This is a genomic window from Cytobacillus oceanisediminis 2691 (genome assembly GCF_007678455.1).
Taxonomy (GTDB): domain Bacteria; phylum Bacillota; class Bacilli; order Bacillales; family Cytobacillaceae; genus Mesobacillus; species Mesobacillus oceanisediminis_A.
In genome coordinates, this window is the sequence record NZ_VEEP01000008.1 from 221,946 (window position 1) to 235,366 (window position 13,421).

The 13,421-nt window shown below is 41.9% G+C and carries 11 protein-coding genes and 3 tRNA genes; 1 reads left to right on the forward strand and 13 read right to left on the reverse strand.

The genetic code is table 11. The features are described from left to right. Positions 1-54: 54 nt before the first annotated feature. Complete coding sequence (locus FS736_RS16890) at positions 55-927, forward strand: cation diffusion facilitator family transporter (RefSeq protein WP_144479391.1); 873 nt, start codon at positions 55-57, stop codon at positions 925-927. A 410-nt stretch (positions 928-1,337) separates the two neighbouring features. On the opposite strand, the gene rlmH is transcribed toward FS736_RS16890, so the two are convergent. The 13 genes from rlmH to FS736_RS16955 all read right to left on the reverse strand — a co-directional run bounded on the left by rlmH (position 1,338) and on the right by FS736_RS16955 (position 13,410). Then, on the reverse strand, positions 1,338-1,817 hold the full coding sequence (gene rlmH, locus FS736_RS16895; RefSeq protein ID WP_144479393.1) for a 23S rRNA (pseudouridine(1915)-N(3))-methyltransferase RlmH: 480 nt from the start codon (positions 1,815-1,817) through the stop codon (positions 1,338-1,340). A gap of 100 nt (positions 1,818-1,917) precedes the next feature. Further along, a complete protein-coding gene (locus tag FS736_RS16900) occupies positions 1,918-2,079 on the reverse strand; it encodes a CxxH/CxxC protein (protein ID WP_144479395.1) in 162 nt (53 codons plus the stop codon). A gap of 129 nt (positions 2,080-2,208) precedes the next feature. After that, positions 2,209-3,447 carry a S1C family serine protease gene (locus FS736_RS16905; RefSeq protein ID WP_144479397.1) on the reverse strand — a complete coding sequence of 413 codons (1,239 nt, stop codon included), beginning with the start codon at positions 3,445-3,447 and terminating at the stop codon, positions 2,209-2,211. A gap of 170 nt (positions 3,448-3,617) precedes the next feature. Continuing rightward, positions 3,618-4,412, reverse strand: coding sequence for an MBL fold metallo-hydrolase (locus FS736_RS16910; RefSeq protein ID WP_144479399.1), 795 nt, complete (start codon positions 4,410-4,412; stop codon positions 3,618-3,620). A 6-nt stretch (positions 4,413-4,418) separates the two neighbouring features. Next, entirely contained in the window at positions 4,419-5,213 is a 795-nt protein-coding gene (locus FS736_RS16915) for a two-component system regulatory protein YycI (RefSeq protein WP_144479401.1), read from the reverse strand. Continuing rightward, positions 5,200-6,513 (reverse strand): YycH family regulatory protein, encoded by a 1,314-nt coding sequence (locus tag FS736_RS16920; RefSeq protein ID WP_144479403.1) that lies wholly within the window; start codon positions 6,511-6,513, stop codon positions 5,200-5,202. Before FS736_RS16920 ends, FS736_RS16915 begins: the two co-directional genes overlap by 14 nt. After that, on the reverse strand, positions 6,510-8,339 hold the full coding sequence (walK, locus tag FS736_RS16925; RefSeq protein ID WP_144479405.1) for a cell wall metabolism sensor histidine kinase WalK: 1,830 nt from the start codon (positions 8,337-8,339) through the stop codon (positions 6,510-6,512). Before walK ends, FS736_RS16920 begins: the two co-directional genes overlap by 4 nt. 8 nt (positions 8,340-8,347) lie before the next feature. Next, positions 8,348-9,058, reverse strand: coding sequence for a response regulator YycF (yycF, locus tag FS736_RS16930; RefSeq protein ID WP_144479407.1), 711 nt, complete (start codon positions 9,056-9,058; stop codon positions 8,348-8,350). 259 nt (positions 9,059-9,317) lie between these two features. Further along, positions 9,318-10,805, reverse strand: coding sequence for a peptidoglycan DD-metalloendopeptidase family protein (locus FS736_RS16935; protein ID WP_144479409.1), 1,488 nt, complete (start codon positions 10,803-10,805; stop codon positions 9,318-9,320). Positions 10,806-11,189: 384 nt separating this feature from the next. Beyond that, positions 11,190-11,262 (reverse strand) — tRNA-Phe (locus tag FS736_RS16940). 168 nt (positions 11,263-11,430) lie between these two features. After that, a tRNA-Glu gene (locus FS736_RS16945) sits at positions 11,431-11,502 on the reverse strand. Positions 11,503-11,543: 41 nt separating this feature from the next. Next, positions 11,544-11,619: transfer RNA gene (locus FS736_RS16950), tRNA-Lys, on the reverse strand. 501 nt (positions 11,620-12,120) lie between these two features. After that, on the reverse strand, positions 12,121-13,410 hold the full coding sequence (locus FS736_RS16955) for an adenylosuccinate synthase (RefSeq protein WP_144479411.1): 1,290 nt from the start codon (positions 13,408-13,410) through the stop codon (positions 12,121-12,123). Positions 13,411-13,421 lie beyond the last annotated feature (11 nt).

Sequence of the window (13,421 nt, forward strand, 5' to 3'; positions counted from 1 at the left end):
TAAATGAAATCATTTAAAATGGATATAATAGGTCAAGGAAGGTGTATTCAAATTATGGAGCATTATAATAATCATGGGCAACAACAAAGCGAAAATAACAATCGAAAAGTAATCATGTGGACGTTTTTACTTATTACATCATTTATGATTGTTGAAGTTATTGGCGGGTTTATGACAAATAGCCTGGCACTTTTATCAGATGCAGGGCATATGCTGAGTGATTCTGCGGCATTAGGGCTTAGCTATGCAGCACTTATTATTGGTCAACGTGCTGTATCAGGGCAAAAAACATTTGGATACCGACGCTTTGAAATATTTGCAGCATTTATAAACGGTTTAACGTTAATTGCAATTTCTATCTATATTTTTTTTGAAGCTGTAAAACGTTTTTCAGCACCTCCAACTGTTGCGAGTACAGGCATGCTAATAGTAGCTGTTCTCGGTCTAGTGGTAAATATTGCGGCGGCATTTATTTTAAATCAAGGCGATAATGAAAATTTAAATGTAAAGAGTGCATTTTTACATGTTATTGGTGATATTCTTGGCTCTGTTGGCGCGATTACAGCTGCATTACTTATTTTATTTTTCCAATGGAATCTAGCCGATCCAATTGCTAGTATCATTGTGGCTATTTTAATTATTATTAGTGGATATCGCGTAACGCGCGACTCTATTCATATTTTAATGGAAGGTGCTCCAGAAGATTTAAATAAAGACAAAATTGAAGAAAAATTATTATCTATAAAAGAAGTAATAAGAGTAACGGACCTTCATATTTGGTCTATTACATCTGATTTTCCATCATTAACATGTCACGTAAGCGTAGGACAAGATGTAGATGAACAGGTCGTATTGCGTAAAATTCAAACATTACTTCATGATGAATTTAACGTGCATCATATGACAATTCAAATTGAAAAGTGGTAGAAATAGAAAGTGAACTGCCTAATTGAAACCTGTATAGCTGTAGTTAGGACACTTGAAAAAGGATGTTGAGCTGCAGGTATCATATGTACTCTTGAATTACTTTTTTATGTCGACCGAAATTCATCGGGCTACTCTTTCCTTTTAAATAACCCTTAAAAGCAAATACAATTTACTTCGATAGAATACTTACCAAACATATGTATGTGATCTGGACATACAGTTGCCTCACTTATTTCTATATAATTCGTATATAAACTTCCGATGTATATAAATTTTCGTTTAAAAAGGGATTTAACAAAAAATGCAGAAATAGCGAAAGCAGAAACGTTGTTTTAACAACATTTCTGCTTTTCAATTTCGCATAAATTCACTTCAAAAAGGCTTATTGGACAGCTCTTAAAAAACCTCATTTACTTATGGTACGGTTCACCCCGATTAATCCGAAATGCCCGATAAATCTGTTCCACTAATATCAGCCTCATCAGCTGGTGTGGAAAGGTCATTTTTGAAAAAGATAACTGTTCATCCGCCCTTTTCAACACTTCATCGCTCAGTCCCAGAGACCCGCCGATAACAAAGGCGATTTTACTTTTCCCATAGGTGGCGAGTTTGTCCATGCTGTCTGCAAGTTCTTCGGAGGATTTCAGCTTGCCGTTAATGGCCAGGGCGATGACATAGGTATCCTGGCCAATCTTAGAGAGGATTCGCTCTCCTTCTTTTTGTTTGACCTGGACCATTTCGGTATCACTTAATTCCTCCGGTGCTTTTTCATCTGGTACTTCGAAAACTTCTACTTTTGCGTAGCTTCCGAGTCGTTTAAGATATTCTTCTATTCCCTGTTTGAGGTATTTTTCTTTCAATTTGCCAACCGTCACGATTGAGATATTCACAGGCATCCCCACTTTACAAACAGATTACAAACAGTTTACAAACAATCTATCCACAAGAGTTATCCACATATTCACATCGATATCCACATTTAGTAGGCGATCATTCGTTCGCCACAATATATACAGCAGGTTGTCCACAGTATCCACAGACAAACCCCGACTTATCAACAGCCTCTATCTTCGTTAATTGAGGCGCAACTTCAAACTCATCAACTGCCTCATCCAGTGCCAACTCTACATGTTCAGCGCAGCAATACTTCATTTTTCTCTTCCTTTCAGCTTCTTTTTATAAAATTATCATTTGCTTAAATTCATTATTAAATTTATCCACAAGGACCATTTTAACACAAAAAACAGGAAGCTTTCCGCCTCCTGTTTTTATTGACAACGACTATAAAGTTTCTCCACCCAGCTTCATTGTTGTTTCTTGCAGCTGGCCGTTTCGGTAGTACTTGACCTGCATATCGTCGCCGACCTTCTTTTTGTTATACAGATGCTTTCGCAAATCGACGACATCGCGAATTTCCTCGCCGTCCATTTCGACAATGACATCATATTCCTTCAGGCCAGCCTTGTCTGCCGGGGAATTCGGCTCAACGCCTCTGATTGCAACACCATAATTCACTTCCTTAGGAAGCTTCAATGTATTCTGTTGATGATAGGATGAAATCTCATTAACAGAAGCCAATTCGACGCCCATGAAAGGTCTTTTCACTTCACCTGTCTTCTCAAGGTCATCAATGATGGGAGCGGCGTAATTGATAGGAATCGATAATCCGATTCCTTCTACAGCACTCTGGGCAATTTTCATCGAGTTGATGCCAATGACCTGTCCCTCGATATTGATCAAGGCTCCTCCACTATTGCCAGGATTGATGGCTGCATCTGTCTGAAGCACTTCAGCCTGCCAGTCAGGTGTCCCGTCCTGGTTGACGTCGACCGGAATGGCACGCTCCAGGCCTGAGATAATTCCCTGAGTAACGGATCCTGAAAAAGTAAGGCCCAGCGGATTTCCGATGGCGATGACGGGTTCACCAGGCTTCAGCTTCTCAGAATTCCCAAACTCAGCTACGACCTTTATTTGTTCCGCAGGCACTTCCAACACCGCCAGATCCGTCCAGATATCGCTTCCTAAAAGTTTGGCTGGGATTTTTGTCCCATCGCTAAGGCTGACCTCAAGCTCAGAAGCCTCTGCTACTACATGGTGATTCGTGACAATATAGGCTTTGTCTCCTGCCTTTTTATAAACCACGCCGGACCCTGTTCCGCCTGCTTCCTGGGTTTGTCCCCAGAAGTTTGTGCTTTCCTGGATATTCGTGATGCCTACAACCGCATCTCCGGCCTTGTCGACAGCATCGGTAATCTGGGAATAAACATCAATCGAAACATTCTTTTTCGCAGTAATATCTTCTTTATCGTCTTCAGACTTCTGTTCATCTGTTACGGCTGATTGATTATTTGGTTGAATCTTATATGGCAGCACATCCAAGTTCGATAACAGGGGAATCGAGAAAATCACCAATAACGCCCCAATGACTGCGCCTGCCAGGCTGGCCCAGAAAAAGCCGCCTTTCCTGCCGTTTTGCGGTTTATACCTGCCTTGATAATCCTGATCATCGTAATAACCCAATGTCCACCAACCCTTTCATTGACCAATAGATACAATCATTTTTATACAAAATATTATACTACCTGTCATGATAATTTCTAAATCATAAGCCTTTTTAAGAATTGAAAAAGGAGTAAAGACGTTGTTCATGCCTTTACTCCTTTACCTATAAATCTATTTACATAAACGCTTTAAATGGCTGTTAGAGGCGTCGGAGTCTTTGGATCCGTGTCAATCAAATCGAACTGTTCGCCTACAAGGATTCCCTTGCCCTCTAATGTTTGTGCGACTGACATCCTTGCAAGGTCCTTCATATTATTATCCTTGCTCAAATGGGCAAGATAAATCCGTTTAGTTTGATCTCCTGCTACTTCGCTCATTGCGACTGCGGCATCCTCATTCGAAACATGGCCGTAATCACTCAGGATCCGCCGCTTGACGCTCCATGGATACCTTCCCATCCGCAGCATCTGGACATCATGGTTGCTCTCGAACACATACGCATCAGCATTCGAGATGATTCCCTTCATCCTGTCACTGACATAGCCTGTATCAGTAATCAGCACCAATTTTTTGCCGTCTTTATGGAATACATAGAACATCGGCTCTGCTGCGTCATGTGAAACACCAAAAGATTCGATGTCCAATCCGCCGAATGATTTGACACTTTCCATGTTAAAAGAAAACTTCTGGTCCAGCGGGACTTCCCCAATCAATCCGTCCATCGCTTTCCACGTTTTTTCATTCGCATAGATTGGCAGTTTATATTTACGGGCAACGATTCCTATGCCTTTTATATGATCGCTATGTTCATGCGTCACTAATATACCAGAGAGGTCTTTCATGTCGCGGCCGATTTGCTTGAATAAAGCCTCCATCTGTTTGCCGCTCAATCCGGCATCTACCAAAAAGGATTGGCCCTCCGTCTCCACATAGATCGCATTTCCCGTACTCCCGCTGGCGAGAACACTAAAATGCAAACTCATATCTCTTCACTCCGTCGTTTTATTTTCTCCGTCTGTCAACGGGATGACCCGACCTTCGAATGCATGTACAAACAGGTTTTCCTTGCCGTTGACTTCAATTCTCCATGTCGGTGTTACTACAAGGGATGTTGGCAATGGAACAAGCGTGGAGTATCCCAATTTAACATCGGTAATCTTGCTCTTTGGCTTGATCAAGCCTTTTTTATATAAAGTTTCCAGCGCCCTTAATGGCGGCAGCAATTCCTCTGCATCCGACAGTTCATCGATGATTTCCAAATACGTCTGTTTATACGAAGTCACTTCATTATCTTTATTGAAAAAGAAAGTTAATTTTGCATTGCTGTTATAGTAAAACGTTTTGCTGTCATATTCCTGGTAATACGTAATTGTCCCGTCCTCATCATTTTTGCTCCAGAACTTATACTGTTCACCAGCAAAGATATTCTCTTTCATAAAGGCAGACAGTTCGGCTGGCTGGAACTTGGTCGTCAGTTTCACTTGCTTTTCGAGTTTGGCTTCAATTGATGTACCATCCCCGAGATTTATGGATTGTCCCTTGATCTTCGCCATTTCCTCCGTCGTGAATACCTTGGTTCTTACACTTAGATACTGTTCTTTCTTTTTCGTCTCAGGGAGTTCACCATAAGTGATATCATCATTCTTCAACTTTTCCTCAAGTGTCGCTTCCTTGGGTATTTCATACTGGGCAGCATCCCTAGTATTCATGAACTGATATACAAGGTAAACATCAAGGACGAGGAATGTCAGAATAAAGATGGTTTTGATCCTACTCCAATCCATTATTCAATTCCTCCTCCCATATCAGCTGCCGCCATTCCTGATCGTATAAGTAAAACCATCCCGGTTCCAGCAGAATCACTTGATCCCCCGGCCCTTGTGTCATATAGTAACCCGGCATCATATTCTGCAGCAAAGCTGGTTTAAAATCTTTTTTTCGCTGAAGATAATCAAGTGCCTGATAACCAGATGGCAGTGTTTTCGTTACGACTTCCGGATTTAAAGGGAGCTCCAGGTGGAATCCAGGGCGTACATATCGGCTGATTTCCGATTGCCTCCACTGCTGGTAAATCTCCGACATGCCGATCTGATTGAACACAGGATATCCTTCCTTGCTGTACAGACGAAAAAGGACATTCTGGCTAAAATCGTCCTTATACACGTAACGGTACGATTCCGTCCAGCCGCCATGCTCGTTAACAAACTCAATGCTTTTCTGTAAAACATTGTTCGTACCGATGACCGAATCCCCACTCCGGACAGGATTCACATAGTTAATCATATTTGTTTGCGTATCCACAATCATTTTGCTGGCATCATCGGTATATTCCTCAATGCCATCTACCACGCTTCGCTGTACAAAGCTTGGATCCGTGAAAAGAGCTTCTTTGAACAGGTCTGAATCCAGAGGATTTTGATAATAAGTGTGCATGACCATCTCAACTTTTTCAGTTGGTAAATAGATCTTCTTGATATCAGATACCGTATAAAGGAAATACGGAGTCAGCCTTCTGGCAGACTCATAGAATTTGTCAGTAAAATCATTTATATAGGTCGGACTGACATTGCTGACATAGACTTCCTGGTTTTTTTGCGAATAAAAGTAGACAATTCCTTCCTGCTTTTGCTGTGTCTCGGAATTGATGATAATGCGGTCGAAATCAAATTTCGGGATATCCTTTTCGTTAATATTCAATACCCTTTTATAGAGTTCGATAGGCACCTCATCTGGAAAAATTATTTCGGTGTTGTCCCCCTGGACGATTTTCTCATTAAATTCAGTGACCCGTCCAGGATACTTTTCGACATCAAAATACTTCCACTTTGCAATAACACCAATAACCCCATCAATATAAGCATTATCCACAGAACCAAACTGCTTGCCGCCCACATGATAAATAACCTGATGTGGCTTGACTATTTTCTTCAGTTCCTTCTGAGTGGCTATATTCACTTCTTCTACCGTCCTTTGATTATTGACTAGCTCATAGGCCGGCTGATAAGTCCAGATATTCCATGTTAAAAAACCACTTAATGCTACGAGAAATGTTAAAATAACAGTTTTTATATTTTCATATGTCATGACCAATCATCCTCTGCACTCCGGTCATAAGGAAGAGTGAACTGAACGGTTGTTCCTTTCCCTTCCACACTGTCCGCCCATATCTTTCCTCCGTGGGCATTGACCATTTCCTTGGCAATCGCCAGTCCAAGACCGGTTCCGCCAAGTTTTCGTGTCCTGGCCTTATCGACTCGGTAGAAACGATCAAAAATCTTATCAAGATTATCCTTAGGAATGCCGACACCTTCATCTGAGATACTTGCGACAATCTGATCATCCAGTTCTTTTACCTTGAATGTAATCGTCCCGCCCTCTGGTGAGTATTTCATTGCATTGGAAATGATATTGTCCAGTACCTGGGTGATTTTGTCTTCGTCTATTTCTACGAAAATGGCTTCACTGGGTAATTCCCTTACAAAGGCTACATTTTGTTCCTTTGTCATTTCAAACCGATCAATGATTCGGTTAAAGAACACCGGAAAGTCCACCCACTCTTTTGAAAGACGGTAATCCACACTGTCCAGCTTGGAAAGCTGCAGCAAATCGTTAACCAGACGGATCATCCGCTCTGTTTCTCCTCTGGTGGTCTCCAGGAAGTTCGGGGCAATCTCCTCATCACGCCATGCACCATCAGCCAATGCCTCCAAATAACTGCGCATAGTTGTCAGCGGAGTCCGCAATTCATGGGATACATTCGCAACGAATTCCCGTCTTTCCATATCGATTTTTTCTTGTTCAGTAACATCATAAAGAACCGCAATCAATCCATTTACAAAGCCGCTTTCCTTCTGGATAACCGAAAAATTCGCACGAAGGATAAATGGTTTACGTTTCGTACTGTAATCAAGGATGATAGAGTCTTTTTCCTGAAGCAAATCTTCAAAGCTATAATTTTCATCCAATCCAAGTACGGAAACCAAAGGCTGTGAAAGCACTGTTTCACGTGAAACACCCAGCATTTGCTCAGCAGGATCATTGATCAGGATGATCCGCCCTTTGCGGTCCGTTGAAATGACGCCATCCGTCATATAGGAAATAACGGAGCTGAGCTTTCTTTTCTCGCCTTCCGTAGTGGCCTGAGCCTCCTGCAGCTTCTTCGTCAGATTGTTAAAAGTAATCGCGAGTTGACCAATTTCATCGTAGCCATAAACTTTAACCTTCCTGGAAAAATTACCGCGTGTCATCGCCAGTGCCTGCTTGCGCATATCGGATATCGGCCTGGTGATTGTTTGTGCCAGTAAGATTCCCAGAATAGCTGTGAAAATCAGAGCGATCGCCGTTCCGGTAGCAAGGATTTTATTGATATCATTCATCTGTTTAAAAATATTATCAATCCTCGCCACAAGGTAGACCGCACCAATTGCTTCACTGTTATGCATGATAGGTGTGGATAGTACCCAAACTCTCTTATTCGATTTTGGGTCCCACTGGATGACATCTTCATCTTCTTCAAAGATGATCGAACGCTTAATCTTGACATCAGGTGTTCTTTGGCCAACCAGCCCCTGATTGCTAGTGCTTGATGTTCCAAGTATTTTGAAACTGCTGCCGTCAATTACCCGGATTTCAGAAATATCATTGGTCTTATTATAATCACTTAATATTTGCCTAATTGCTTCCTCTTTCGTGGGATCTTCCTTCCCGCGTTCCTTGACCATTTCCTCCTGGAGATCATAGACCAGCAGGTCCACTCGGGATTTTACAGATTCCTGGTAATTGGTCATTAAGGTCGTCTCGAGCTTGCGGACAAAATAAACTCCGATGATCTGCATCGCCACGAGAATAAGCAGGACATATATAAGCACAAATTTAAGGTGTATGGAGCGAAAAAAACCGACTTTTTTCATCCCTGTTCTTACTCCTGCTCAGAGTTTCTTAAATAGTAGCCTACTCCTCGTCTTGTCACGATCCACGTTGGATGACTAGGATTATCTTCGATTTTTTCACGAAGACGTCTTACAGTAACGTCAACGGTACGAACGTCGCCATAATAATCATAACCCCAAACCGTTTGAAGAAGATGCTCCCTCGTCATGACTTGTCCAATATGCTTGGCAAGATAATGGAGCAGTTCGAATTCACGATGCGTCAATTCAATTGTTTCTCCTCGTTTGGAAACAACGTAAGCATCAGGATGGATCGTCAAAGAACCGACACTAATTTCATTTGATTCCTCTTGCTCATCCTCTTTGACTGCATTCGCCTGGTGGCGGCGAAGATTCGCTTTTACCCTTGCAATCAATTCTCTCGTGCTGAACGGCTTCGTGACATAATCATCCGCTCCAAGCTCAAGGCCGAGAACCTTATCGATCTCTGAATCCTTGGCCGTCAACATGATAATTGGCATCTCATACTTCTTGCGGACTTCGCGGCAGACTTCCATGCCATCGCGCAAAGGCAGCATGATATCAAGCAGGATCAAATCAGGCTGTACTTCCTCGACCATTTCAACTGCCTGATTTCCATCATATGCACAGTAAACATCGTAACCTTCCTTTTTTAAATTGAACTGCAGGATATCTGCAATTGGTTTCTCATCATCTACAACCAGAATTTTCTTCTCCATACCAATTCTCCTTTTAAAAACATATTATCATTCGTATATGAAAAATCTTCTCTTTTTTAAAAATGCTATCTTATCTATTTTACTGTAAAACAGAGAAAAACTGAATTTTTCTGTTATACAACTTCTATTCTTCTCTTCCCAATTGTACCAATCCTGCCCATAACATTAAAATAACTGGCTTATATCCGTACTATACCAAAGAGGGACCTGTAATAAAAAAAGTCTCTAGTTTGGCTAGAGACTTTTTTATGTTTCAATTTTATCTGCTTAATTTAGACAACGGGTCAATAATCCTGCCGTTTTGATAAACTTCAAAATGAAGATGGATACCAGTGGAGTTTCCGGTTCTTCCCATAACACCGATTTGTGAACCGCGAGCAACTGTCTGACCTACGTTTACAGAGATGGATGCAAGGTGAGCATACATAGTACGGTAGCCGTTATTGTGATCGACAATGATTTTATTGCCATATCCATCGCCCTTGTTACCAGCATATACTACGGTTCCGTTATCCGCTGCCTTGATTGTGTAATTACTCGGCCTAGCGATATCGATACCTTTGTGCATCCTGCTCCAGCGGTAACCCTGACGGCTTGAGATGTAACCGCCATTCGTCGGCCATGCAAATGTACCGTCTCCACGGGAAGGCATAACCTTGGTTCCTTTGACGATAACTTCCTTCACAGGCTCCTCAAGTACAGATTCTTTGATGACTTCCTTCTTGATTACCCTGCCATTTTGTTCAGTCAGTGAGTAGGTGATGCCCTTCATACCAACTTTGCCTTCCTGCTTCTTCTTAGTATCACCCTTAGGCATTGCAGGATCTTCAATGACTTCTTTTTCGAAAGCCACTTCTTCCTTAGCATATACCTGACGGTCGACAACCACTTCAACGAAAGGCTTTAAAACAGTTACATTCAGCTCTTGACCAGGCTTAAGGACGGAATTTTCATCCAACCCTTTATTTAATGAAAGCAACTGGGCAAGCTCCAGATTGTGGTCACTTGCAATGCTTCCCAATACATCTCCTTCTTTAACCCGATACTTCTGTTCTTCAAGAGTACCTTTTTTAAGTAGCTCTACAGCTTCCTTAACAGAAAGTATCTTCTCAGGAGCAACTTTTTCTTTTGATTGTGAAACTTCCTGGGTAAAACTAGCGTCTAATAAACGAGTTTCATTTTCTTTTACTTCGGGTAATGGTAGATTAGGAGAATTTTTTTTACTCTCCACTTCAGCCAACTCTTCTTTGGTAATGTATTCAAGCATTAAGGTTTTGAGTACTTCATCAGCTGCTTCCTGGTCTTTTAGATAAGCAACAGGTTTGTCACCAATCACTAAAGCTGAAGCATCTGCCTGGACATTAATCTGGCTCTTAAGTTCAGCCAATACTTCACTTGTATTGGAGTCTTTTGCAGAACTGAACACTTGCTCAGGAATATAAGATACATCTACCCCTAGATCGACATCCAGGTCCGCATAATCCTTCTTGGCAGCTGCTAACTCAGCTTCAACCAGTTTCTCCACTTGCGTTTTGTCTGCTACAGTTCCTACAAATTTATCATTTACATATACGTAAAATACGGTCGTTGTTGTTAATTTAGATTCTGCCGCATGTGCCGCATTTCCCGCACCAAAAGACAATGCAGCTACAGTAACCGCAGCCATGATTGACTTTTTTATTGCTGGCTTCATCTCTTTAGATGTTTTGCCGGCAAGATTGGACAGCCTATGTTTTAAATTATTCATCCTGATCCTCCTACAACGGTCAAACACTATTAGTCTAGTTCTATATAACTATTATCTGATAATTGTACCTTTATACTTTACCATATAATGTCTCGCAGGGAAGATTAGTCTTCATTATGTAACAAAAATGTATAATAGCTGACATTTTATTACGTTTTTTGTCAGATAAATGCCATTTTGTATCGATCTATTTTCCTATCTTCCACGCGCAAAATAAGCCAAAAACCTAGTAATATCGGGGTATTCCCCTACTTTTGAATGAAAGTTTTTGAACCTTCTTGTTAAATCCAATACAAACATGTTAATAATAGGAAGATTACCGACTTTATTACAAAAGTATTACAAAAAAAGAGAGCATGTCTTTAGACACGCTCCCTTTTTTAATGGCTCAGGACGGAATCGAACCGCCGACACAAGGATTTTCAGTCCTTTGCTCTACCGACTGAGCTACTGAGCCAAGATGATATTATGTTCCCTAAACTATGTGTTGATTAAGTCCTTTGCTCGAATGACCTTCCGGTCTTTCTCGCAGGTTGCCGCTGGAGCTTAGTCGAGGATGTGAGCAACCTGCTCTACCGACTGAGCTACTGAGCCATAATACTATTCAATTAAATATGTAATAAGGTGACCCCTACGGGATTCGAACCCGTGTTACCGCCGTGAAAGGGCGGTGTCTTAACCGCTTGACCAAGGGGCCATATAAAAATAGCAACCAAAATGATTGACCTGAAAAAGCAATGGTGAGCCATGAAGGACTCGAACCTTCGACCCTCTGATTAAAAGTCAGATGCTCTACCGACTGAGCTAATGGCTCGCTATATAATCTTACTCCCATAACTGGGTTGGAGGTGGAACCTGTGCTCAAAAGACCTTCGGTATTTCTCGCAGGTTGCCGCTGAAGCATTTTCAGTGAAGTTAGCAACCCTCTACCGACTAAGCTAATGGCTCCTATAAATGTTTATCATTTTTTGTCGAATTAGTGACAACGTTGTTTATATTACCATAGCAATTTGTCTTTTGTATATATTTTTTATAAACTTTTTTTACTTTTTTCTTTTATCCTGCAATTCCCCTTCGAATTCAGTAGTAATTCTTCTGAATTTGAATTTTTCTTGCTCGAAAATTACATAGTTACTGGCTAATTCCGCGAACATATGGACTATTCCCGCGAGTCAGACTGGCATTCCCGCGGAATCACACATTAATTCCGTGAATTCAACCCATAATTCCGCGACTTGGAAAACGGCTGGAAAACCGGCCGCAACAATAAAATAAGCCCCCGATCTCCATGATCAGGGGCTTATTTTTAGCTAAATTATGATCTCCAAGGGCTACGCACGACGTTTGTCTGGGTGCGGTCTGGACCGACTGAGAAAATAGATAATGGAATACCTGTCAGCTGTGAAATGCGTTCGAGATAGTGTCTTGCATTTTCCGGCAGTTCATCGAGTGACTTCACGCCTGTGATGTCTTCGGTCCAGCCTGGCAGTTCTTCGTAGACTGGTTCGCATTCAGCGAGTGCCTTCAGGCTTGCAGGGAACTCTTCGATCAATTCACCTTTATAGCGATAGGCCACACAAATTTTAAGCGTTTCAATCCCAGTCAGAACATCGATGGAATTCAAGGATAGGTCCGTGATTCCGCTGACTCGGCGGGCATGGCGGACGACGACGCTGTCGAACCAGCCAACGCGGCGCGGGCGGCCTGTCGTTGTCCCGTACTCGCGGCCTACTTCACGAATCTGGTTTCCAATTTCATTGTCCAGTTCAGTTGGGAACGGACCATCACCTACGCGAGTCGTATAGGCTTTGGAAACACCTACAATATGAGTGATTTTCGTTGGCCCTACTCCAGACCCGATTGTCACTCCGCCAGCAACTGGATTGGAAGAGGTAACAAAGGGATATGTACCCTGGTCTATATCAAGCATTACTCCCTGTGCGCCTTCAAACAGCACTCGGCGGCCTTCGTCCAATGCATCATTTAAAACGACGGAAGTATCAACAACATAATGCTTAATTTGTTGGCCATATTCATAATACTCATCCAGAATGTCCTCAATCTTGAATCCTTCTGTCTCATAGATGCGTTCAAGCAGACGATTTTTTTCTTCAAGATTGCGGGTAAGCTTTTCTTCAAATACTTCACGATCCAGTAAGTCAGCAATCCTGATTCCTATACGGGCAGCCTTGTCCATATACGCTGGGCCGATCCCCTTTTTTGTCGTGCCAATCTTATTTGCACCCTTGCTTGCTTCTTCCACTTCATCCAGCTTCAGATGATATGGCAGGATAACATGGGCGCGGTTGCTGATTCGAAGATTGTCAGTGGAGACGTCCTTATCGTGAAGATAGGCAAGTTCCTTTACAAGTGCTTTTGGATCGACAACCATTCCGTTTCCGATGACGCTGATTTTCTCTTTATAAAAAATTCCTGATGGAATCAAATGCAGTTTATATGTTTCACCATTGAACTTGATTGTATGGCCTGCGTTGTTTCCCCCCTGATAACGGGCAATCACTTCGGCATTTTCTGAAAGGAAATCTGTGATTTTTCCCTTTCCTTCGTCTCCCCATTGTGTTCCAACTACTACTACGGATGACATATAAAAAGCAC

Bases quoted from the DNA above. Each gene is read 5' to 3' on its own strand.
- FS736_RS16890 (WP_144479391.1), top strand. From the start codon at position 55: ATGGAGCATTATAATAATCATGGGCAACAACAAAGCGAAAATAACAAT.
- FS736_RS16900 (WP_144479395.1), bottom strand. From the start codon at position 2,079: ATGAAGTATTGCTGCGCTGAACATGTAGAGTTGGCACTGGATGAGGCA.
- FS736_RS16910 (WP_144479399.1), bottom strand. From the start codon at position 4,412: ATGAGTTTGCATTTTAGTGTTCTCGCCAGCGGGAGTACGGGAAATGCG.
- FS736_RS16915 (WP_144479401.1), bottom strand. From the start codon at position 5,213: ATGGATTGGAGTAGGATCAAAACCATCTTTATTCTGACATTCCTCGTC.
- FS736_RS16920 (WP_144479403.1), bottom strand. From the start codon at position 6,513: ATGACATATGAAAATATAAAAACTGTTATTTTAACATTTCTCGTAGCA.
- walK (WP_144479405.1), bottom strand. From the start codon at position 8,339: ATGAAAAAAGTCGGTTTTTTTCGCTCCATACACCTTAAATTTGTGCTT.
- yycF (WP_144479407.1), bottom strand. From the start codon at position 9,058: ATGGAGAAGAAAATTCTGGTTGTAGATGATGAGAAACCAATTGCAGAT.
- FS736_RS16935 (WP_144479409.1), bottom strand. From the start codon at position 10,805: ATGAATAATTTAAAACATAGGCTGTCCAATCTTGCCGGCAAAACATCT.
- FS736_RS16955 (WP_144479411.1), bottom strand. From the start codon at position 13,410: ATGTCATCCGTAGTAGTAGTTGGAACACAATGGGGAGACGAAGGAAAG.